A 21,923-nucleotide genomic window follows, 5' to 3' on the forward strand; every position below is an offset into this window, starting at 1 on the left:
CTTACGCCTTCTCGATGTCGACTAAAAACGCCTTGTACTCCGGCGTCTGCGAGTTGGCGTCGCCCACGGAGGGCGTCAACGTATTCGCCAGGAAGCCTTTACGTGTCGCCCCCTCAAAGCCCCAGTGACACGGAATGCCCACGGTGTTGACCTTACGTCCGTCAATGGTCAGGGTTTGCAGGCGTTTGGTGACCACCGCTTTCGCTTTGATAAAGCCACGTTTCGACATCACTTTCACTTCATCCCCGGCGACAATGCCCTTCTCTTGCGCCAGCGCTTCGCCAATTTCGACAAACTGATCCGGCTGGGCAATTGCGTTGAGCCGCGCATGTTTGGTCCAGTGACGGAACAGCTCGGTGATTGAATAGGTAGTGGCGACATACGGGAAGTCATCGGCTTTGCCCATATTCGGCAGGTCTTCCTTGAAGATGCGCGCGACGGGGCTGGATATGACATTCGGATGCAGCGGGTTGGTGCCAATCGGCGATTCAATCGGTTCATAATGTTCCGGGAACGGGCCGTCGTTCATCTTGTCGATGGAGAACAGACGCGCCACCCCTTCTGGATTCATGATAAACGGCCCGACGTTGCTGCCCGGTGCCGACGCGTTGTAATCCGCCACGTCCTGACCGGTCCATTTTTTGCCATCCCAGTGCAGCAAAGCACGTTTGGCGTCCCAGGGTTTCCCGGCCACATCGGCAGAGGCGCGGTTGTAGAGAATGCGACGGTTCGCCGGCCACGACCACGCCCAGCCTGGCGTACAGCCCAGTCCGTACGGATCGCTGTTATCGCGGTTCGCCATCTGATTGCCCTGCTCGGTCCAGCTTCCGCAGTACACCCAGCAGAAGCTGCTGGTGGTGCCGTCATCGCGTAGCTGCGCAAAACTGCTGAGCTGCTGGCCTTTTTTCGCCACCAGCTGGCCTTTGTCATCAAACAGATCCACCAGCGCCACGCCGTTGGCTTCGCGGGCAATCTCTTCCGGATGCGGATCGCGGGGATTTTTGTAATCCCACGACATGTTCAGCACCGGCGCCGGGTTCGCCCCGCCTTCGGCCTGATAGAGTTCGCGCAGGCGCGTAAACAGGCGGCCCAGAATTTTGCCGTCGTGCATCGCTTCACCCGGTGGCTCAGCGGCCGCCCAGTGCCATTGCAGCCAGCGGCCCGAGTTGGCAATGGAACCATCTTCTTCCGCAAAACAGGATGATGGCAGACGGAAGACTTCGGTCTGGATATCCGCTGGATTCACGTCGTTCATTTCGCCGTGATGCTGCCAGAAGGTTGATGACTCGGTGACCAGCGGATCGATAACCACCATGTATTTGAGCTTCGAGAGCGCCCGGGACGATTTGTTCTTATCCGGGAACGCCGCCAGCGGATTAAAGCCCTGAACGATGTAACCGTTGATTTTCCCGTCGAGCATCAGCTTGGCCTGGGTCATCACGTCATACAGACGATCCCATTTCGGCAGCCAGTCGTAGCCCCAGTTGTTGTCTGCCGTGGCATGTTCACCCCAGAAGCTTTTCATCATGCTGATAAAGAACTTCGGCGTGTTTTGCCAGTAGTTCACTTCGTTAAGCCCCAGCGACGGCGGGGTGATCTGCGAGATATAGGTCTGATAATCCGGCTGCTTTTCGGACGGCAGCGGCATGTAGCCCGGCAGATTGGTTGAGAGCAACCCCAGATCGGTGTAGCCCTGAATATTGGAGTGACCGCGCAGCGCGTTGACGCCGCCGCCTGCCATCCCGATATTGCCGAGCAACAGTTGCAACATGCCCGCCGCACGGATGATCTGTGCGCCCGCCGTGTGGTGCGTCCAGCCGAGCGCGTACAAGATTGTCGCCGTGCGATCCGGTACGCTGGTGCTGGCGAGGATCGCGCAAATGCGGTTGAAATCATCAATCGACGTTCCGCACAGACGGTTCACCATCTCTGGCGTATAGCGATCGACGTGCGCTTTAAGCAGATTCCAGACGCAGCGCGGATGGCTGAGCGTATCGTCACGCTGCACCTGGCCCTGCGCGTCCAGTTGATAGAACCAGCTCGATTTATCGTACTGACGCTTTTCGGCGTCATAGCCGCTGAACAGACCGTCATCGAACGCATAGTCGTCGCGAATAATCAGGCTGGCATTGGTGTAGGCACGGACGTATTCGTGCTGGATGGCGTCATGCGCAATCAGATAGCGAATGGCCCCCAGCAGGAAAGCGGTGTCTGAACCGGCACGGATGGGTGCATAAAGATCGGCAACCGCTGCGCTGCGGTTAAAGCGTGGATCCACCACCACCACCGTGGCGTCGTTTTTGGTCTGCGCTTCAACGACCCATTTAAAGCCGACCGGATGGGCTTCCGCGGCGTTACCGCCCATGATCAACACCACGTTGGCGTTTTTAATATCAACCCAGTTATTGGTCATCGCCCCGCGACCAAAGGTGGGTGCCAGGGCGGCAACGGTTGGACCGTGGCACAAACGTGCCTGACAGTCGATCGCCACCATGCCCAGCGCGCGGGCAAATTTTCCGTCGAGAATACCGGTTTCATTGCTGGCCGCCGACGAACAGAGCATGCCCGTGGTTGTCCAGCGGTTGACCGTCAGCCCTTGGGCGTTCTTTTCGATAAAGTTGGCGTCACGATCCGCTTTCATCAGACGGGCGATACGCTCGATGGCGTCGTCCCATGAAATACGCTGCCATTTATCAGACCCCGGCGCGCGGTATTCGGGATACAGCAGGCGGGTCTCACTGTGGATGTAATCCAGTACCCCTGCCCCTTTCGGGCAAAGTGAACCCCGGCTGACCGGATGATCCGCGTCGCCTTCGACGTGATAGATACTTTCTTTGACGTTTTTGGCATCGTCGCCGAGGCTATACATAATCATGCCGCAGCCAACCGAGCAGTATGTACAGTTATTACGCGTCTCTTTTGCTTTTAAGAGTTTGTATTGACGTGTTTCCGCGAGCGCGGAAAAAGATGATAAAAATCCGAGAGATGCAACAGTGGTTCCTGCCATACCGCCCGCGCAGATCTTAAAGAACTGCCTCCGGCTAAACTCCATGTATCCTCCAGCTTAAACTTAAGACGGGAAAAGGGACGGAGATTATAGGGTTATTAAGCTGGATAAACCATTATCCATTTGTGGTTATACGCGGTGAGATCACAGAGGAGTAAAAAACAAAAAAGGCCGCCTCAGCGACCTTTTATCAGGTATCGAACATTAATGGACGTGAACGCCCAACCGCCAGGCAAAATAGATCTCTTCTTTTAATTCATTAGAAGAGAGCGCGAGCAAGTCGGCAAATTCCAGTTCAAGCTGTTTAAGCTTTTTCAGGTACTGTGCCGGAGACAAGTTGCTCTTATCGCGACGCAAAAACTCTACTGCCAGTATGGCTGGGTTTAATTCGGTATCCATAACATCCTCTCTTGTGTACAAATCCTGACCAGTATAACACCTTTCACTGCCCATTTTTTGACCAGAGACAATTTGTTGCAGATGCTTACCGTTGTTTAAACCACGGTGGTCGTCAGCCGCGACGAGCAGCACAGGCGGTCCTGCTCATCAAAGATGTCAATTTGCCACACCTGATGACGGCCCCCCGTATGCAATGCCCGGCACACACCCCGCACACGCCCACTGCGCACAGACCGGATGTGATTGGCATTCACCTCAAGCCCGACGGCTTTTTGCTCGCCCTCGGTACAGAGATAACCCGCAACCGAACCCAGCGTTTCGGCGAGCACCACCGAGGCTCCGCCGTGCAGCAAGCCGAACGGCTGATGGGTGCGGTGATCCACGGGCATGGTGGCCTCAATCTCGTCTGCCCCGATACGCGTAAATTGAATATCGAGCAGCCCGACCATGTTGCCCTCGCCCATGGCGTTGAGCGCGTGCAGCGTGACGTCGCGTTTCCAGATCATCCCATAATCTCCAGTAAAGCCTGTAACGGATGGCGAACGCCGTTGCCTTCGACGCGTTTCACCTGGCTGCGACAGGAATACCCCGTCGCCAGACAGCGGTTACGCGGCAAACGCTGCATCGCCTGATGCCACGACAGTTCGTAAATCCCGAGGGAATTGGCGTGGTTTTTCACTTCATGCCCATACGTCCCGGCCATACCGCAGCAGCCGACGCTGACGTTTTCCAGTTTCGCCCCAAAACGGGCGAAGATAGACGCCCACTGAGCAGGCGCAGCAGGCAGCGCGGTCACTTCGGTACAGTGGCCAAACAGATACCAGGATTCCCCGCTTGTCTCCTGCGTCGCAACATTTTGCAGCGCCGCGGGCAACCATTCGTGTACCAGCATGACGTTGAAGTCACCGCGCTTATCGCCGAGCGTTTGTTTGTATTCATCGCGATAACACAGCACCAGCGCCGGATCGACGCCCACCATCGGCATCCCAAGCTGCGCAACGCGATTCAGGAAGTCAGACGTTTTCTGCGCCGTTTTGGCAAACCGGCTCAGGAAGCCTTTAATATGCTGCGCTTTGCCATTCGGTGAGAACGGCAGGACCACCGGCTGATAGCCCACACGTTCCACTAAGCGTACAAAATCGGCGACCACCCGTGCATCGTAATAGCTGGTGAACGGATCCTGCACCACCAGCACAGTTTTCGTTTTTTGTTCGTCGCTCAAGGTTTCCAGCTGTTCCAGCGTCATATTGGCCGAACGGTGTCCGACCAGCTCGCGTTGCAGAGACGGCGTTGAGAGCAGCGGCAGATCGACCATGCCGATATGCTTTTCGGACAGCTTGCGCACCAGCGGCTGATTGATGAAAAAGTTGAAGGTTTTTGGCGCGCGCGCCATCAACGGCGCATAGATTTCAACCGTCGCCACCAGATGATCGCGCATCGGGCGCAGATAGCGGGAGTGATAAAGCTGCAGGAAGCGCGAGCGGAACTCCGGCACGTCAATTTTGATCGGGCACTGCGTCGAGCAGGCTTTACAGGCCAGGCAGCCGGACATCGCCTCTTTCACTTCGTGCGAGAAATCGTACTCACCTTTACTGGCATGCCAGCTGTTTCGGGAGCGTTCAATCAGCGTGCGCAGGCTGGCGCGTTTTTCCGGCAGGTCGTTTTCCAGCTTAACCGGATCGACACCGCGATCCGCCAGCAGACGCAGCCATTCACGTACCAGCGTCGCACGCCCTTTTGGGGAATGGATGCGGTTGCTGGTGATTTTCATCGACGGACACATCGGGCTTTTCACGTCGAAGTTAAAGCACAAACCGTTGCCGTTACACTCCATCGCGCCGCGCCAGGATGAGCGCACCGCAATCGGGATCTGCCGGTCGAAGGTGCCACGCTTCACGGCGCCGACCTGCATCATCGGATCGTCAACGCCTGCTGGCGGGCAAATTTTGCCCGGATTGAGACGGTTATCCGGATCAAACGCCGCTTTGACTTTGCGCAGTTCACCATACAGTTGCTCGCCGAAAAACGCCGGGCTGTACTCTGCGCGGAATCCTTTGCCGTGCTCGCCCCACAGCAGACCGCCGTATTTCGCCGTGAGTGCCACCACCTCATCAGAGATGCGCTTCATCAGCATCTCCTGCTGGGGATCACACATATCCAGCGCAGGACGCACGTGCAATACGCCGGCATCGACATGGCCGAACATGCCGTAGCTCAGGCCGTGGCCGTCGAGCAGCGCACGGAACTCGACGATATAATCCGCCAGATGTTCCGGCGGTACGCAGGTGTCTTCCGCAAACGGAATCGGCTTCGCCGCCCCTTTAGCGTTACCCAGCAGACCGACCGCTTTTTTACGCATCGCATAGATCCGCTCGATGCCCGAGAGGTCGTTGCACAGTTGCCAGCCAATCACGCCGCCTTCACCCGTGGCGATCAGTTCATCGAGACGGTTGCATAGCATTGATACCTGGCTCTCAATCAGCGCCGCGTCATCGCCCGCAAATTCCACGATGTTCAGCCCGAGCATCTCTTTATCCGGCACGTCGGTAATCAGCTCGCTGACCGAATGCCAGACAATATCTTCCCGCGCCAGATTGAGCACTTTAGAGTCGACGGTTTCCACCGACAGCGCCCGCGCATCGACCATAAACGGCGCATTGCGCAGCGCGGAATCGAAAGAGTTATATTTAACGTTGACCAGACGGCGCACCTTCGGCAGCCGGGTGATGTCCAGACGCGCTTCAGTGATAAACGCCAGCGTACCTTCGGAGCCGGTCAGAATACGGGTTAAGTCGAATTCGCTGAGATCGTCATTGAAAACATGACGCAGATCGTAGCCGGTCAGGAAGCGGTTAAGTTTCGGGAATTTATCGATAATCAGCTGACGGTTGTCGCGACAGCTATCCAGCACGGTACGGTAAATTCTCCCGACCGCGGTGTTGTCTTTCCCGAGCGTTTCAGCCAGTTCAACCGGCATCGCCTGGGTATCAAGAATATCGCCGCCCAACAGCACTGCGCGGACGCCCAGAATATGATCGGATGTTTTCCCGTAGACCAGCGACCCCTGCCCGGAGGCATCGGTGTTAATCATGCCGCCAATGGTAGCGCGGTTACTGGTCGAGAGCTCCGGCGCGAAGAAATAGCCGTAAGGTTTCAGGAACTGGTTGAGCTGATCTTTTATCACGCCCGCTTCAACACGCACCCAGCCCTCTTCGGGGTTGATCTCAATAATACGGTTCATATAACGCGACATATCAATGATGATGCCCTGATTCAGAGCCTGACCATTGGTGCCGGTTCCGCCGCCGCGCGGGGTAAAGACCAGCGACGCGAAACGTTCCTGGGCCGCCAGACGCGAAATGAGCGCCACGTCTGCGGTGGAACGCGGGAAAACGACGGCATCGGGAAGTAACTGATAGATACTGTTGTCGGTCGCCATCGTTAGCCTGTCGGCATAGCTGGTGGCGGTATCACCTGTAAAACCCTGTTGCTCCAGTGCTTGCAAATAATTCAGTACCAGCTGAACGACGCCGGGTGCCTGAGAAATCAATGGGATCATTACTGTCGACCCTAATTATTAAGTGGTGAACTCCCTGGATAGTTCGCGCTGATTGCGGCTGGTAACGGCGTGGACCCTGGCGCAGAGATAACGCTTTAACGGGGAGGTACGCACCCAACCAACGCAGCTACAGCATGAAATATGACGGGAGATAATCGTTTGCGTTGTGTCTGAATGTTTGTATCACATTTTTTTCTTATACGCTCAGCAGAATTACGGGCAGAATCCGACTGTCAAAAACGGCTGAAATCACTAATGATTAGAGTGACGCGGTTTTAGCTTTCCACCTGCGCGGCTGGTGTTCATTAAAGGTAAATTTCATTTATGGTCAATCTTCGTCAGCCCAGGGACGTTGCGCAAATTCTGCTGTCGGTGCTGTTTTTAGCCATCATCATCATTGCGTGTCTATGGATAGTACGCCCTTTTGTTCTGGGTTTTGCGTGGGCCGGAACGGTGGTTATCGCCACCTGGCCACTGTTTATTCGTCTGCAAAAACTGCTGTTTGGTCGTCGCTCACTGGCGGTGGTGGTGATGACGCTGTTTCTTTTTCTGGTCTTCATTATTCCGATTGCGCTGCTGGTGAACAGTCTGGTCGATACCAGCGGGCCGGTGATTCGCTCGATTACCAGCGGCGAAATGACCATTCCGGATCTCGCGTGGCTGAACAGTGTGCCGATAATTGGCGCGAAGCTTTACAGCGGCTGGCATAGCCTGCTGGAGATGGGCGGCAGTGCGATCATGACGAAGGTCCGGCCATACATCGGCACCACCACCACCTGGTTTGTGGGTCAGGCGGCGCATGTTGGGCGTTTCGTGATGCATTGCGCCCTGATGCTGGTCTTCAGCGCCCTGCTTTACTGGCGTGGCGAACAGGTGGCCCTCGGCGTGCGTCATTTTGCCACGCGCCTGGCAGGACCGCGAGGTGATGCGGCCGTGTTGCTGGCAGGACAGGCGGTACGCGCCGTGGCGCTCGGTGTGGTGGTGACTGCGCTGGCGCAAGCGGTTCTCGGCGGCATTGGTCTGGCGATTTCAGGCGTACCGTATGCGACCATTTTCACGGTCATCATGATCCTGACCTGTCTGGTGCAGCTTGGGCCTCTGCTGGTGCTGGTCCCGTGCATTATCTGGCTTTACTGGAGCGGCGACACCACCTGGGGCACAGTGCTGCTGGTGTGGAGTTGCGTGGTTGGCACGATGGACAACGTTATCCGCCCGATGCTGATACGCATGGGCGCCGATCTGCCGCTGATTCTGATCCTGTCTGGCGTCATTGGCGGTTTGATTGCTTTCGGCATGATTGGACTGTTTATTGGTCCGGTTCTGTTGGCCGTGACCTGGCGTCTGTTCTCCGCATGGGTGCATGAAATTCCGCCGCCTGCGACCGACCCGGATGTGGTGTTACACGAACTCGAAACGCTGGAAGATAAAAACAAGCAGTAGTTCTCTCCAGGCGGGGCAACCCGCCTGATACATAAGCCCAACTAATCAATTTTGATACGTAAAACGAGTCTGGCCTGCTGCGCCTCACCTAACCACGTCATTCCCCTCGCAAAATGTTCACGCCCCTTAAACTATTGAGACGAATCTGATCGACGCAAAAACGTAGCATGCCTACTATTAGCTCAAGGTTATAAATCAACGCATTGATTTATAAGCATGGAAATCCCCTGAGTGAAACAACGAATTGCTGTGTGTAGTCTTTGCCCATCTCCCACGATGGGCTTTTTTTTATGCTTTTTTTTGGCGAGTACGAGCCTGAGACATAAAAAAGCCCGGCAAGCATGACGCCGCCGGGCTTTTTCAGGAAGACATTACTTCTTCAGTTCGGCCAGACTCAGCCAGGTTTGCACCACCGTATCTGGGTTCAGGGACAGGCTGTCGATCCCTTCTTCCATCAGCCATGCCGCAAAATCTTCGTGATCGGAAGGACCCTGACCACAAATCCCGACGTATTTGCCCTGTTTCTTGGCTGCGCGAATAGCCATCGACAGCAACGCTTTTACCGCTTCATTACGTTCGTCGAACAGCTCTGACACCACGCCAGAATCTCGGTCCAGGCCCAGAGCCAGCTGCGTCATATCATTGGAGCCGATTGAGAAGCCGTCGAAATGTTCCAGGAACTGCTCTGCCAGCAGGGCATTTGACGGGATTTCACACATCATGATGATCTTCAGCCCGTTCTCGCCGCGTTTGAGTCCCTGACGTGCCAGCTCCTCTACCACGGCTTTCGCCTGCTCAACGGTTCGCACAAACGGCACCATGATTTCGACATTGGTGAGACCCATTTCGTTACGCACGCGTTTTACCGCGTCGCATTCCAGGGCGAAACAGTCGCGGAAACTGTCAGAAACGTAACGGCCAGCACCACGGAAGCCCAGCATCGGGTTCTCTTCTTCTGGCTCGTAGCGCTCACCGCCCACCAGATTGGCGTATTCGTTAGACTTAAAGTCTGACAGACGCACAATCACCCGCTTTGGATAGAACGCCGCCCCAAGCGTCGCGATCCCTTCCGTCAGACGGCCTACGTAGAACTCTTTCGGCGAGTCGTAGCCTTTCATCATCTCGCGAATTTCTTTTTGAAGCGCGACGTCCTGGTCGTCAAACTCCAGCAGCGCACGCGGATGCACCCCAATCATGCGGTTGATGATAAATTCCAGACGCGCCAGGCCCACGCCTTCGTTAGGCAGACAGGCAAAATCAAAGGCACGGTCAGGGTTACCGACGTTCATCATGATTTTAAGCGGCAGATCCGGCATGGTATCGACGCTGGAACTTTTCACGCTGAAATCCAGAATATCGGCATACACGTAGCCGGTATCGCCTTCGGCGCAGGAGACGGTCACTTTCTCGTCATCTTTCATGCGTTCGGTCGCGTCACCACAGCCCACCACCGCCGGGATGCCCAGCTCACGCGCGATGATGGCGGCGTGACAGGTGCGGCCACCACGGTTTGTGACGATTGCCGCGGCTTTTTTCATGATCGGTTCCCAGTCAGGGTCGGTCATGTCAGTCACCAGCACATCACCCGGCTGAACCAGATTCATTTCGCTGATATCGTGGATCACTTTGACCGGACCCGCGCCAATACGGTGGCCAATCGCACGGCCTTCGGCCACGATTTTGCCCTGCGCATGCAGCGTGTAACGCTCCATCACCTGGCCGCGAGAACGCACGGTTTCTGGACGGGCCTGCACGATAAACAGCTTACCGGTGTGCCCGTCTTTCGCCCATTCGATGTCCATCGGACGGCCATAGTGCTTCTCAATTTGCACCGCTTGTTTCGCCAGCTCCTGCACGTCGTCATCACTGAGAGAGAAACGGTCGCGCTGCTCCTGCGGCACATCTTCAATCTCAACCTGTTTACCGTGTTCAAGATTCGGCGCATAAATCATGCGGATTTTTTTGGAACCCATCGTACGACGAACGATAGAGGGGCGATTCGCCGCCAGCGTCGGTTTGTGTACATAGAATTCGTCAGGGTTAACCGCGCCCTGCACCACCATCTCACCCAGCCCCCAGGCGGAAGTGATAAACACCACCTGATCGAAACCGGATTCGGTATCAATCGAGAACATCACGCCGGAAGCGCCAACATCGGAGCGCACCATGCGCTGCACGCCCGCAGAGAGCGCGACGCCACGGTGATCGTAGCCCTGATGCACGCGATAGGAGATGGCGCGGTCATTGAACAGCGAAGCAAAGACGTGTTTCACCGCGACCAGCACGGCGTCATACCCCTGCACGTTGAGGAACGTTTCCTGCTGACCAGCAAACGAGGCATCCGGCATATCTTCTGCGGTGGCGGAAGAGCGCACGGCAAACGAAGCCTGCGCGTCGTCGGCAGACAGTTGGTTATAAGCCTCATGAATGGCGTGTTCCAGTTCAGGCTGGAAAGGTGTGTCGATGATCCACTGGCGGATTTGCGAACCGGCTTTGGCAAGCTCGGTCACGTCGTCAATATCCGTTTTGTCCAGCAGGTCGTAAATGCGCTGGTTTACACCGCTCTGATCGAGAAAATAGTTAAACGCATCGGCGGTAGTGGCAAAACCATTCGGTACGGAAACACCCATACCGGACAGGTTTGTAATCATTTCACCCAGGGAGGCATTTTTGCCTCCAACTCTGTCTACATCATTCATGCCGAGTTGGTTATACCAAAGCACCAGCGGTGACGAGCCATTGTTGGACATCGAAACAATCCTTTTGTGATATTTAAGCGGAGTAAGAAACGTCTGACTTCGTATTTATACTTGCATATTTATCCCCGACAAAAAAACGGTGAATCGTGTAAGCACTTTTATTTTTCTCTTTTTCGGATACTTTCCCATCAGCGCCTAACGCCATGATTCGTATGGATTCATACAAAGACCATGAAACTTAGACGCCTATATGGAAAATGAAATCCACTTTTCATTAAAATTAAAAACACCATTTCATTTATAATTTAAAAACGTTCTTTGCTGTGTATTTTACTTTTTTAATTTATGCTTTCAGTCAATTAGGTTCGCTATTCTGGGTGAGTAAAATGGATAATGCTGTCGATCGCCACGTTTTTTATATTTCTGATGGTACGGCCATCACCGCCGAGGTGTTGGGCCATGCGGTGATGTCACAATTCCCGGTGGCGATAAACAGCATCACGCTGCCGTTTGTCGAAAATGAAAGTCGCGCCAAAGCGGTGAAAGAGCAAATTGATGCGATTTACCAGCAAACCGGCGCGCGCCCGTTAGTGTTCTATTCCATCGTTATCCCCGAAATTCGCGACATTATTTTGCAAAGTGAAGGCTTCTGTCAGGATATTGTGCAGGCGTTGGTCGCGCCCTTGCAGGGTGAGTTAAAACTCGACCCGACGCCCATTGCCCATCGCACTCACGGGCTCAATCCGGGCAACCTGATCAAATATGACGCGCGTATCGCCGCGATTGATTACACCCTGGCGCACGACGACGGGATTTCGATGCGTAATCTCGATCAGGCCCAGGTGATTTTGCTTGGCGTATCGCGCTGCGGCAAAACGCCCACCAGCCTGTATCTGGCGATGCAGTTTGGCATTCGTGCCGCGAATTACCCTTTTATTGCCGACGATATGGATAACCTGGTGCTCCCTCCCGCGCTGAAACCGTTGCAGCATAAACTGTTTGGTCTGACCATTAATCCAGAGCGCCTCGCTGCCATCCGCGAAGAACGTCGTGAGAACAGTCGTTATGCGTCCATGCGTCAGTGCCGCATGGAGGTGTCGGAAGTCGAAGCGCTGTACCGTAAAAACCAAATTCCGTGGCTGAACAGCACCAACTATTCGGTAGAAGAGATCGCCACAAAAATCCTCGACATCATGGGTCTGAATCGCCGCATGTACTAATATGCTAGTACATTATTTTCATTTCAGTTATGATCGCTTTCACTCTCGGGGCCGACATGCCCCGAACTTGAAATCAGCAGGGATTGGTTTAAGGTGATGCCCATCACTTCCCGGTAGTCTGCCGATGAAGCAAATATTTCTGAGACATTCCATGAATAAAACCGACGAACTTCGCACAGCGCGTATTGAAAGTCTGGTGACGCCCGCAGAACTGGCACAGCGCCACCCCGTTTCCGCAAGCGTTGCGGAACATGTCATTGCGTCGCGCCGACGCATCGAAAAAATACTGAACGGCGAAGATCGCCGTTTACTGGTGGTTATTGGCCCGTGCTCGATCCACGATCTTGATGCTGCAATGGATTATGCCAAGCGCCTGAAGGTGCTGCGCGATAAGCACCAGGATCGCCTTGAAATCGTTATGCGCACCTATTTCGAGAAACCGCGCACCGTGGTGGGCTGGAAAGGGCTGATTTCCGATCCTGATTTGAACGGCAGCTATCGCGTTAATCACGGTATCGAACTGGCGCGTAAATTACTGCTCCAGGTGAACGAACTCGGCGTGCCGACAGCCACCGAGTTTCTCGATATGGTGATCGGACAGTTTATCGCGGACTTGATTAGTTGGGGCGCGATTGGCGCGCGGACCACCGAAAGCCAGATCCATCGCGAGATGGCCTCTGCCCTTTCTTGCCCGGTAGGCTTTAAAAACGGTACGGATGGAAATACGCACATCGCGGTCGATGCTATCCGCGCCTCGCGTGCCAGCCATATGTTCCTCTCGCCGGACAAAAACGGTCAGATGACCATTTATCAGACCAGCGGTAACCCGTATGGCCATATCATTATGCGTGGGGGTAAAAAACCTAACTACCATGCCGAAGATATCGCCGCGGCCTGCGATACGCTGCACGAGTTTGATCTCCCGGAACATCTGGTGGTCGATTTCAGCCACGGCAACTGCCAGAAGCAACATCGTCGCCAACTGGACGTGTGCGATGAAATTTGTCAGCAAATACGCAGCGGTTCGACCGCTATCGCCGGAATCATGGCGGAAAGTTTCCTGAAAGAAGGCACACAAAAAGTCGTGGCAGGACAACCTATTGCGTATGGTCAGTCGATCACCGATCCGTGTCTAAGCTGGGAAGACAGCGAACTGCTGCTTGAAAAATTAGCGTCTGCCGTCGATAGCCGTTTTTAATTACCTCCCCCGCTGCCCTGGCGGGGTTTTTATTTCACTACCCGTCACTTTTCAAACCCTTCGCAGCAAATTTGATCCAGTCACATTTTTTTCACAAAAAGGCTTGCCGTGAAATTTCACTTTATTGATAATGATTATCATTGTTACTTTGATTATTATTTTTAAACATTATGTCACGTACGGATAACACGGCGACCACGCTCGCAAAAGATTGCACACAGCCTAAACCCACTGCTCCGGAGCGTCGGATAGACAGCAAAAGTCTGCTTGGCGATGAAGGACGGGTAATTATTGAGCATGACGGCCAGCAGTATCTGCTGCGCCAGACCCATGCCGGAAAACTGATTCTTACGAAATAAACCTAGCCATACTATTCGCCAGCCACCCAGGTGATCCCCAGGCAGCCAGCGCTTTCGATTTCCTAATGGAGAGTTGCTATGCCATACCTGCATTCCGCGTCGTTGCGCCCATCGCTGCTGGCGCTGGCCGTTGTCAGTGCCCTTCCGGGCATTGCTTTTGCGGCCTCTGATGAAATGACCGTCACCGCAACGGGCAACGCCCGCAGCGCGTTCGAAGCGCCAATGATGGTGAGCGTTATCGACGCCACCGCCCCAGAAAATCAAACCGCCAGCTCCGCGGCCGATCTGCTGCGCACCGTGCCGGGCATCACGCTGGACGGCACGGGCCGCACCAACGGTCAGGACGTGAATTTGCGCGGTTACGACAGACGCGGCGTGCTGATTTTAGTCGATGGCGTGCGTCAGGGAACGGATACCGGACACCTCAACAGCACGTTTCTCGATCCGGCGCTGATCAAACGTATCGAAGTGGTACGAGGCCCGTCTGCTCTGCTGTACGGCAGCGGCGCGATGGGCGGCGTGATTTCCTATGACACGGTAGACGCGAAAGATCTGCTGGAGGCCGGGAAAAACAGCGGTTTCCGCGTGTTTGGGACCGGTGCTACGGGCGATCACAGTATTGGCATGGGCGCCAGCGCGTTTGGTCGCACCGACGTGCTGGACGGCGTTGTTGCGTGGTCCAGCCGCGATCGCGGGGATTTACGTCAAAGCGACGGCACCACCGCGCCAAACGATGAATCCATCAATAACATGCTGGCGAAAGGCAGCTGGAAAATCGACAGCGCCCAGACGCTGGGCGGCTCGCTGCGCTATTACAACAACGCGGCGCAGGAGCCTAAAAACCCACAAACCATCGATGCAAGTGATAGCAGTAACCCGATGACGGATCGCTCCACCATCCAGCGTGATGCGCAATTGACCTACAGCATTGCACCAGACGGCAACGACTGGCTGAACGCGGATGCAAAGGTGTACTGGTCTGAAGCGCGTATCAACGCGCAAAACGTCGACAGCACCGCCGAATTCCGCAAGCAAACCACCAAAGGCGGAAAAGTGGAGAACCGTACGCATCTGTTTACTGACACCTTCGCCTCGCACCTGCTCACCTACGGCGGGGAGTATTATCGTCAGGAGCAAAATCCAGGCGGCGCGACCACCGGTTTCCCGGAGGCCAAAATCGACTTCAGCTCCGGCTGGCTACAGGACGAAATCACCCTGCGCGACCTGCCGATCACGCTGTTAGGCGGCACACGCTATGATAACTACCGTGGCAGCAGCGAGGGGTATGACGATGTCGATGCGGATAAATGGTCATCCCGTGCGGGCATCACGGTTACTCCGGCCGACTGGCTGATGCTGTTCGGGTCCTACGCGCAGGCGTTTCGCGCGCCAACAATGGGCGAGATGTATAACGATTCTAAACACTTCTCCATTGGCAGTTTCTACACTAACTACTGGGTGCCGAACCCGAATCTGCGTCCGGAAACCAACGAAACACAAGAGTACGGTTTTGGTCTGCGCTTTGACGACCTGATGCTGGCCAACGATGAGCTGGAGTTCAAAGCCAGCTACTTCGATACCAAAGCCAAAGACTACATCTCTACGACCGTTGATTTTGCTGCCGCGACCACGCAATCCTATAACGTGCCTGACGCCAAAATATGGGGCTGGGACGTGATGGCGAAATACACGGCGGATCTGTTCAGCCTTGACGTGGCGTATAACCGCACGCGCGGGAAAGACACCGATACGGGCGAATACATCTCGACGATTAACCCGGACACTGTGACCAGTAAACTGAACGTTCCGGTGGCCCAAAGCGGCTTCTCGGTTGGTTGGATCGGCACATTTACCGATCGTTCAACGCATATCAGCAGCGAATACAGTAAACAGCCGGGCTACGCGGTGAATGACTTCTACGTGAGCTATCAGGGACAGCAAGCTCTCAAAGGGGTCACTACCACGCTGGTCCTGGGCAATGCCTTCGACAAAGAGTACTGGTCACCGCAGGGCATTCCGCAGGATGGCCGCAACGGTAAGATTTTCGTCAGTTATCAGTGGTAATCCCCCTTGCCCCGGTGCGCCGGGGCCTTATCCGAAAGGAAGAGACAATGAATCACTACACCCGCTGGCTTGAGTTAAAAGAAGAAAACCCAGGAAAATACGCGCGCGACATCGCCGGGCTGATGAACCTCAGCGAAGCCGAACTGACGTTCGCCCGCGTGGGGCACGACGCCTGGCGTTTGCACGGGGACATCCGTGCGATCTTCGGCGCGCTGGAAACTGTCGGCGAAACAAAATGCATTTGCCGCAACGAATACGCCGTTCATGAACAGATCGGCACGTTCACCAATCAACACCTTAATGGCCATGCCGGGCTGGTGCTGAATCCGCGCGCGCTGGATCTGCGCCTGTTCCTGAGCCAATGGGCAAGCGTGTTCCACATCTGCGAAGCCACGGCACGCGGTGAACGCCAGAGTATTCAATTTTTTGACCATCAGGGTGATGCGCTGCTCAAGGTCTATACCACCGATAACACGGACGCTTCCGCGTGGGGCGATATTTTGACCCGTTTTATCGTTGCCGATAATCCTGCGTTGGATCTGAAAGCGGCCGATGTGGCGCTCAACAGCGCGTCGCCTGATGCTGAAAAAGTCGATGCGGAATGGCGCGCCATGACTGACGTGCATCAGTTCTTCAGCCTCCTGAAGCGCCACAGTCTGAACCGTCAACAGGCGTTCCGTCTGGTGGGTGACGACCTGGCCTGTAAAGTAGACAACCGCGCCTTAGCACGCCTGTTGGATGCCGCGCATCAGACCGGAAACGAAATTATGGTCTTCGTGGGCAACCGCGGCTGCGTGCAAATATTTACCGGCGCAGTGGAAAAAGTGGTGCCGATGAAGGGCTGGCTCAACATTTTCAATCCAGCGTTTACCCTGCATTTGCTGGAAGAGACGATCGCGGAAACATGGGTTACGCGTAAGCCTACCGCCGACGGCCACGTCACTAGCCTCGAACTGTTCGCCGCAGACGGGACGCAGATTGCGCAACTTTATGGCCAGCGTACCGAAGGCGAACCAGAACAAACGCAGTGGCGCGCGCAGATCGATGCTTTGACACCGAATGGGATAGCCGCATGAGAAAATGGCTTGCCCTGATTATTGCCCTACCGCTGACGGCGTTCGCTGCGCCACAGGAGAAGATCGTCGCGCTCGGCGGGGACGTTACGGAGATTATCTCTGCGTTGGGCGCAGAGTCTTCTCTCGTGGCGCGCGACAGCACCAGCCTGTGGCCGCAGCGGGTCACGTCGCTTCCAGACGTGGGCTATCTGCGCCAGTTAAACGCCGAGGGTATTCTGGCGATGCGCCCAACGCTGGTGCTGGCAAGCGCGCAGGCGCAGCCTTCGTTAGCGCTTAAACAGGTCGAGCAAAGCAACGTGAACGTCGTGACGGTACCGGGCGGTAACGATCTGAGCGCAATCGATGAGAAGATCCGCGTGATTGCGCAAGCAACCCATCGCGTCGTGAAGGGAGAGGCTCTGCGCAAAACGGTGCAGCAGGAACTGGCAGCGCTACCGACGTCGCCACTCAATAAACGCGTGCTGTTTATTCTCAGTCACGGCGGGATGAACGCGATGGCTGCCGGCCAACAAACCGCTGCGGATACGGCGATTCGCGCCGCCGGTTTGCACAATGCCATGCAGGGATTTTCGCGCTATCAGCCCTTGTCTCAGGAAGGCGTGATTGCCAGCCAGCCCGATCTGGTGGTGATCTCGCAGGCTGGCGTGCAGGCCGTAGGCGGCGAAGCGAATCTGTGGAAGCTGCCGGGTCTGGCGCAAACGCCTGCGGGTCGTAACAAACAGATTTTGCAGATTGATGATATGGCGCTGCTCGGATTTAGCGTCCGTACGCCTCACGCCATTCAACAGCTGCGTGATAAAGCCGAGCAATTGCCCTGATGACTCGCCGCATCGCGCTATCGCTATGGATGCTGGCATTTTCGCTGGCGTTGACGACGCTGCTGGCGACCGGTTTTGGCGCGTTGCGTCTGCCGGTCACGCTGCTGTGGAGCGGTCACGATGAAACCCTGCGCCAGATCTGGCTGACCATCCGTGTCCCGCGCGTGCTGCTGGCTCTGGTGATCGGCGGTTCGCTGGCGCTGGCAGGCTGCGTGATGCAGGGTCTGTTTCGCAATCCGCTGGCCGATCCTGGATTACTGGGGATCAGCAGCGGCGCGGCCTGTGCCGTCGCGCTGTGGGTGGTGTTGCCCTTTTCACTCCCGGCGTTGCTAATGCTTTATGCTCCCATGCTGGCGGCCTTTTTGGGTGCGCTGGCGGCCACGCTGGTGATTTTCTTGCTCAGCCAACAACAGGCCAGTTCCCTGTCGCGCTTACTGCTGGTGGGGATTGCCATCAATGCGCTGTGCGGCGCGGTAGTCGGTGTGATGTCATGGGTCAGCAATGACGCTCAGCTGCGTCAGCTTTCACTGTGGGGCATGGGCAGTCTTGGGTCTGCACAGTGGTCAACATTATTGGCTGCAACCTCGCTGATGATCCCAGCCGTGATGGTTATCTGGCGCCTGGCCGGGGCACTGAATTTACTGCAGTTGGGCGATGAAGAGGCGCATTATCTGGGTATCGACGTCCGCGCCGTGCAGCGTATGTTGCTGCTGTGCAGCGCCTTGCTGGTGGCGTCCGCCGTGGCAGTGAGCGGTGTGATTGGCTTTATCGGTTTAGTGGTTCCACATGTGGTGCGGATGTGGCTGGGCGCCGATCACCGGGCCGTTATCCCAGGCTCAGTGCTGGCGGGCGCTTTTTTACTGCTGATCGCCGATACCCTCGCACGCACCGTCGTTACACCGGCAGAAATGCCCGTCGGATTGCTGACCAGTCTGCTGGGCGCGCCGTGGTTTTTATGGCTCATTTTCCGTCGGGGAGCGCACTTTGGCTGAACAATTTCTGGCGCAGGCGCTGACCTACCGTATCGCAGATAAAACCGTACTTCATGATGTGTCGCTTTCGCTGAACCCGGGTGAAATGGTGGCGCTGATCGGCCCCAACGGTGCGGGAAAATCCACGCTGCTACGTCTGCTGACGGGCTATCTTCCACCGACCTCTGGCAGCTGTAAACTGGCCGGGAAACCACTGGGAAAGTGGAGCATGCAGAGGCTGTCGCGCCATCGCGCCGTTATGCGCCAGCAGACACAGCTCGAATTTGACTGGCCGGTTGAGGCCGTTATTGGAATGGGAAGATCGCCGTGGACCTCGCAGCCGGAAGCCACCGTGATCGCACAGGTAATGCAGATAACGGGGTGTACGCCGCTGGCAGGACGAAAATATGCAGCATTGTCGGGCGGTGAACAGCAGCGCGTTCAGCTGGCCCGGGCTTTGGCCCAACTGTGGTGCGACGGAGCGCCGCGCGGCTGGCTGTTTCTCGACGAACCCACATCGGCGTTAGATCTTTACCACCAGCAACATGTACTGCGGCTGCTGAAATCCTTAACCGCTAAAGGGAATCTGCACGTTTGCGTGGTGCTGCACGATCTCAATCTGGCCGCGCTGTGGGCCGATCGGATCGTGCTGCTGCATGAAGGGAAAATCGTTTCGCAGGGCGCGCCCGACTCGGTTTTACAGGCCGACGATCTGGCGCGCTGGTACGGCGCCCAAGTTCACGTTGGCCTGCATCCGACGAGTGCTATTCCGCAGGTATTTCTCGCCCCTTAGCTGGAACAGCTCACTTCCAGCCGTTTGCCCCAGTCCGGCGGGCGGCTGACATAGTCATCATCTCTGTCGTCAAACGGCGTGCGTAAGGCGTCGTGCAATCGATGCAACTCGGCATAATCGCCCTGCTCGGCCTGCTCTATCGCCCGCTGCGCCAGCCAGTTACGCAAGATCATGGCCGGATTGACCGCGTTCATTTGCGCGTTGCGGACGTCATCAGGCGTTTCCTCACGCTGCAGGCGCTCACGATAGGTTGCAAACCAGCTATCAAAGGCCTGTCGATCGATAAACTCATCGCGCAATGGCGAAGCGGCACTGTGCTTTTCGGTCTGACCAAGCATGCGGAAAGTGCGCGTATAATCGCTGCCTTCACGCGCCATAAGTGCAAACAGCGCGTTGAGGATATCGTTATCCCCTTTCTCCTGGGTCATCAACCCCAGCTTGCGGCGCATGAGTTTGCCGTATTCCTGCATCAGCACTTCCTGATACCGATCCAGCGCATCATTCAGAGCCTCGACGTCAATAAATGGTGAAAGAGCTTGCGCCAGACGCTGTAAGTTCCATAGTCCAACCGCAGGCTGATTTTCAAAACTGTAGCGTCCCTGATAATCAGAGTGGTTACAGATGAAATCCGGCTGATAGTCATCGAGGAAGCCGTACGGGCCGTAGTCAATCGTCAGCCCGAGAATAGACATGTTGTCGGTGTTCATCACCCCATGCGCGAAGCCCACCGTTTGCCAGCAGGCCATCAGCGATGCCGTACGCGCCACCACATCCCGGAACCAAAGAACATATTTATCGGCGTCGTTCTGCCACTGCGGCCAGTGATGGGCAATGACAAAATCAGCGAGTTGGCGGACCTTTTTTGGCTCACGGCGATAGTAAAAATGTTCAAAATGGCCGAATCGCACGTGGCTTTGCGCAATACGCATCAGCATTGCGCCCTGCTCCATCGATTCGCGGGCAACCTGAGTATCGCTGGTGACAATGGATAACGCGCGTGAAGTGGGGATCCCCAGGGCATGCATCGCTTCTGAGGCCAGGCTCTCACGGATTGTTGAGCGAAGCACTGCGCGCCCGTCGCCCATACGCGAATACGGCGTCAAGCCAGCGCCTTTCAGATGCCAGTCGACGGTTTGTCCGTTCGCGAGCTGTTGTTCGCCCAGCAAGATGCCACGTCCATCCCCAAGCTGTCCTGCCCACACACCAAACTGGTGGCCGCTATAGACCTGTGCCAGCGGGCGCATGCCGGGAAGCAGCGTTTCGCCTCCCCATACGCCCGCGCCTGCATCGGCGTGGAATAACGACGCAGGCACGCCTAGATCATTCGCCAGACTGGCGTTGTGCCAGATCAAACGGGCATTTTTCAGCGGAGTGGGATTGAGCGCGGTGTAGAAACCGGGTAATTCGTCATGCCAGTGAGCAGTAAAAGACAGGGTCATAGGTCCTCCTGTCTTAAGTGTAGAGGGTTTACCCGCACTTAAACACGGGCGAAATGAAGGGTTATCGTTGGACGAGGGACGTCACTTGCTCGGCAGTCACCGCTGACCACAAATTGCCTTGCATGGCGCTGAAATTGAATGGCAGCATACGTCGCAAGATCTCTTCATCGTCGACGCCTGCAACAATTACGCCCTGGCAATAGGGCGTGATTTGCGCCAGAATCGCGCGCATAAAGGGTTCAAACGAAAACTCGGCAACCCGCGCATGGATAAATCCTTTATCCAGTGCAATGCGTTTAAACAATCCATCAAAGACGGCTTTGTTGGATGCAGTTCCCGCCCCAAAGTCAGCCAACACCATTGGGAAATGGATTGCCATTCTTGCGAGCACGGGATCGTCTTTTCCATTATTTAAACCGGGAAAACTCTCATTAACCGTAAACTCAAGAAATGGATAGCGTTCTAATATTGATGTGGCATTCCCGTCTGCCAAAAGATACTCAACAATAGCAGGCGATATATTTATCCATGCAATAAGGTGATGCTGAATAAAAAACAGTTTACACGCGTCCAGCAATTCCAGCTTTTCGTGAAACAGCGCTAACTCGTCTGCCGCACTGAGATGCGGGGTGACCAGTTCCGTTGGAATACGGACGTCAGTTCCCACGCCAACAAAGTGAGCAAAAATTTCTAAACCTTTTAGCTCCCCTGCGCAATTGCGAGCAGGAAGTAATAATAGTTCAGAGTGATAAGGATTATTCAGGGTGACAATCATTGCGCCGGCCCCGCGTTTAAGAAGATAACGAGCATCCTGGAGCAATTGCTAAAATAATTCAACTTTATTGATTTTAAAAAGATTAATTTCATTGTTTCCTTTTTAT

At 55.4% G+C, this 21,923-nt stretch carries 16 protein-coding genes and 1 other RNA gene; 10 read left to right on the forward strand and 7 right to left on the reverse strand.

From position 1 onward, the window contains the following. Position 1: 1 nt before the first annotated feature. The 4 genes from fdnG to ydiJ form a co-directional block, all read right to left on the reverse strand. Complete coding sequence (gene fdnG, locus AC0LWE_RS04190; RefSeq protein ID WP_219346679.1) at positions 2 to 3,052, reverse strand: formate dehydrogenase-N subunit alpha; 3,051 nt, start codon at positions 3,050 to 3,052, stop codon at positions 2 to 4. A gap of 159 nt (positions 3,053 to 3,211) precedes the next feature. Next, entirely contained in the window at positions 3,212 to 3,406 is a 195-nt protein-coding gene (locus AC0LWE_RS04195) for a YdiH family protein (RefSeq protein WP_012017143.1), read from the reverse strand. A gap of 95 nt (positions 3,407 to 3,501) precedes the next feature. After that, positions 3,502 to 3,912, reverse strand: a complete 411-nt coding sequence (menI, locus tag AC0LWE_RS04200; RefSeq protein ID WP_219346680.1) for a 1,4-dihydroxy-2-naphthoyl-CoA hydrolase — start codon at positions 3,910 to 3,912, stop codon at positions 3,502 to 3,504. Continuing rightward, the gene (gene ydiJ, locus AC0LWE_RS04205) at positions 3,909 to 6,965 is read right to left on the reverse strand and encodes a D-2-hydroxyglutarate dehydrogenase YdiJ (protein ID WP_219346681.1); all 3,057 of its coding nucleotides are present in this window, start codon (positions 6,963 to 6,965) and stop codon (positions 3,909 to 3,911) included. Before ydiJ ends, menI begins: the two co-directional genes overlap by 4 nt. Before the next feature lie 324 nt (positions 6,966 to 7,289). Between ydiJ and ydiK the strand changes: the two genes are divergently transcribed. Both ydiK and rprA read left to right on the forward strand, forming a co-directional pair. Continuing rightward, positions 7,290 to 8,405, forward strand: a complete 1,116-nt coding sequence (ydiK, locus tag AC0LWE_RS04210) for an AI-2E family transporter YdiK (RefSeq protein WP_202666918.1) — start codon at positions 7,290 to 7,292, stop codon at positions 8,403 to 8,405. Positions 8,406 to 8,589: 184 nt separating this feature from the next. Then, positions 8,590 to 8,697, forward strand: an RNA gene (rprA, locus tag AC0LWE_RS04215) — antisense sRNA RprA. A gap of 79 nt (positions 8,698 to 8,776) precedes the next feature. Here rprA and ppsA read toward each other — a convergent pair. Next, positions 8,777 to 11,155: a phosphoenolpyruvate synthase gene (gene ppsA, locus AC0LWE_RS04220; protein WP_059178167.1), complete on the reverse strand. Its 2,379-nt coding sequence runs from the start codon at positions 11,153 to 11,155 to the stop codon at positions 8,777 to 8,779. 335 nt (positions 11,156 to 11,490) lie between these two features. Between ppsA and ppsR the strand changes: the two genes are divergently transcribed. The 8 genes from ppsR (at position 11,491) to AC0LWE_RS04260 (ending at position 19,603) form a co-directional block, all read left to right on the forward strand. Beyond that, positions 11,491 to 12,324 carry a posphoenolpyruvate synthetase regulatory kinase/phosphorylase PpsR gene (gene ppsR, locus AC0LWE_RS04225; RefSeq protein WP_059178168.1) on the forward strand — a complete coding sequence of 278 codons (834 nt, stop codon included), beginning with the start codon at positions 11,491 to 11,493 and terminating at the stop codon, positions 12,322 to 12,324. A 151-nt stretch (positions 12,325 to 12,475) separates the two neighbouring features. Next, entirely contained in the window at positions 12,476 to 13,522 is a 1,047-nt protein-coding gene (gene aroH, locus AC0LWE_RS04230; RefSeq protein WP_131489380.1) for a 3-deoxy-7-phosphoheptulonate synthase AroH, read from the forward strand. Between the two features lie 170 nt (positions 13,523 to 13,692). Next, positions 13,693 to 13,881, forward strand: a complete 189-nt coding sequence (gene hemP, locus AC0LWE_RS04235; protein ID WP_202712935.1) for a hemin uptake protein HemP — start codon at positions 13,693 to 13,695, stop codon at positions 13,879 to 13,881. A 78-nt stretch (positions 13,882 to 13,959) separates the two neighbouring features. After that, positions 13,960 to 15,945, forward strand: a complete 1,986-nt coding sequence (locus tag AC0LWE_RS04240) for a TonB-dependent hemoglobin/transferrin/lactoferrin family receptor (RefSeq protein ID WP_219346682.1) — start codon at positions 13,960 to 13,962, stop codon at positions 15,943 to 15,945. 47 nt (positions 15,946 to 15,992) lie between these two features. Continuing rightward, complete coding sequence (locus AC0LWE_RS04245; RefSeq protein ID WP_219346683.1) at positions 15,993 to 17,021, forward strand: hemin-degrading factor; 1,029 nt, start codon at positions 15,993 to 15,995, stop codon at positions 17,019 to 17,021. Next, entirely contained in the window at positions 17,018 to 17,839 is an 822-nt protein-coding gene (locus AC0LWE_RS04250) for a heme/hemin ABC transporter substrate-binding protein (protein ID WP_202666921.1), read from the forward strand. The genes AC0LWE_RS04245 and AC0LWE_RS04250 overlap by 4 nt, the downstream gene beginning before the upstream one ends. Further along, positions 17,839 to 18,831 (forward strand): FecCD family ABC transporter permease, encoded by a 993-nt coding sequence (locus AC0LWE_RS04255; protein ID WP_219346684.1) that lies wholly within the window; start codon positions 17,839 to 17,841, stop codon positions 18,829 to 18,831. The genes AC0LWE_RS04250 and AC0LWE_RS04255 overlap by 1 nt, the downstream gene beginning before the upstream one ends. Beyond that, entirely contained in the window at positions 18,824 to 19,603 is a 780-nt protein-coding gene (locus AC0LWE_RS04260; RefSeq protein ID WP_219346685.1) for a heme ABC transporter ATP-binding protein, read from the forward strand. Before AC0LWE_RS04255 ends, AC0LWE_RS04260 begins: the two co-directional genes overlap by 8 nt. Here AC0LWE_RS04260 and selO read toward each other — a convergent pair. Further along, the gene (gene selO / locus AC0LWE_RS04265) at positions 19,600 to 21,042 is read right to left on the reverse strand and encodes a protein adenylyltransferase SelO (protein ID WP_219346686.1); all 1,443 of its coding nucleotides are present in this window, start codon (positions 21,040 to 21,042) and stop codon (positions 19,600 to 19,602) included. The genes AC0LWE_RS04260 and selO overlap by 4 nt on opposite strands. 61 nt (positions 21,043 to 21,103) lie before the next feature. Next, a complete protein-coding gene (locus tag AC0LWE_RS04270; RefSeq protein ID WP_059178176.1) occupies positions 21,104 to 21,817 on the reverse strand; it encodes an EAL domain-containing protein in 714 nt (237 codons plus the stop codon). Between the last annotated feature and the right edge of the window lie 106 nt (positions 21,818 to 21,923).

It is taken from the genome of Lelliottia sp. RD5, from assembly GCF_056032945.1.

Coding starts and splice junctions, on each gene's coding strand:
- ppsA (WP_059178167.1), bottom strand. CDS start 11,155: ATGTCCAACAATGGCTCGTCACCGCTGGTGCTTTGGTATAACCAACTC.
- hemP (WP_202712935.1), top strand. CDS start 13,693: ATGTCACGTACGGATAACACGGCGACCACGCTCGCAAAAGATTGCACA.
- aroH (WP_131489380.1), top strand. CDS start 12,476: ATGAATAAAACCGACGAACTTCGCACAGCGCGTATTGAAAGTCTGGTG.
- AC0LWE_RS04250 (WP_202666921.1), top strand. CDS start 17,018: ATGAGAAAATGGCTTGCCCTGATTATTGCCCTACCGCTGACGGCGTTC.
- menI (WP_219346680.1), bottom strand. CDS start 3,912: ATGATCTGGAAACGCGACGTCACGCTGCACGCGCTCAACGCCATGGGC.
- AC0LWE_RS04245 (WP_219346683.1), top strand. CDS start 15,993: ATGAATCACTACACCCGCTGGCTTGAGTTAAAAGAAGAAAACCCAGGA.
- ydiJ (WP_219346681.1), bottom strand. CDS start 6,965: ATGATCCCATTGATTTCTCAGGCACCCGGCGTCGTTCAGCTGGTACTG.
- selO (WP_219346686.1), bottom strand. CDS start 21,042: ATGACCCTGTCTTTTACTGCTCACTGGCATGACGAATTACCCGGTTTC.
- fdnG (WP_219346679.1), bottom strand. CDS start 3,052: ATGGAGTTTAGCCGGAGGCAGTTCTTTAAGATCTGCGCGGGCGGTATG.
- AC0LWE_RS04270 (WP_059178176.1), bottom strand. CDS start 21,817: ATGATTGTCACCCTGAATAATCCTTATCACTCTGAACTATTATTACTT.
- ppsR (WP_059178168.1), top strand. CDS start 11,491: ATGGATAATGCTGTCGATCGCCACGTTTTTTATATTTCTGATGGTACG.
- AC0LWE_RS04195 (WP_012017143.1), bottom strand. CDS start 3,406: ATGGATACCGAATTAAACCCAGCCATACTGGCAGTAGAGTTTTTGCGT.
- AC0LWE_RS04240 (WP_219346682.1), top strand. CDS start 13,960: ATGCCATACCTGCATTCCGCGTCGTTGCGCCCATCGCTGCTGGCGCTG.
- ydiK (WP_202666918.1), top strand. CDS start 7,290: ATGGTCAATCTTCGTCAGCCCAGGGACGTTGCGCAAATTCTGCTGTCG.
- AC0LWE_RS04255 (WP_219346684.1), top strand. CDS start 17,839: ATGACTCGCCGCATCGCGCTATCGCTATGGATGCTGGCATTTTCGCTG.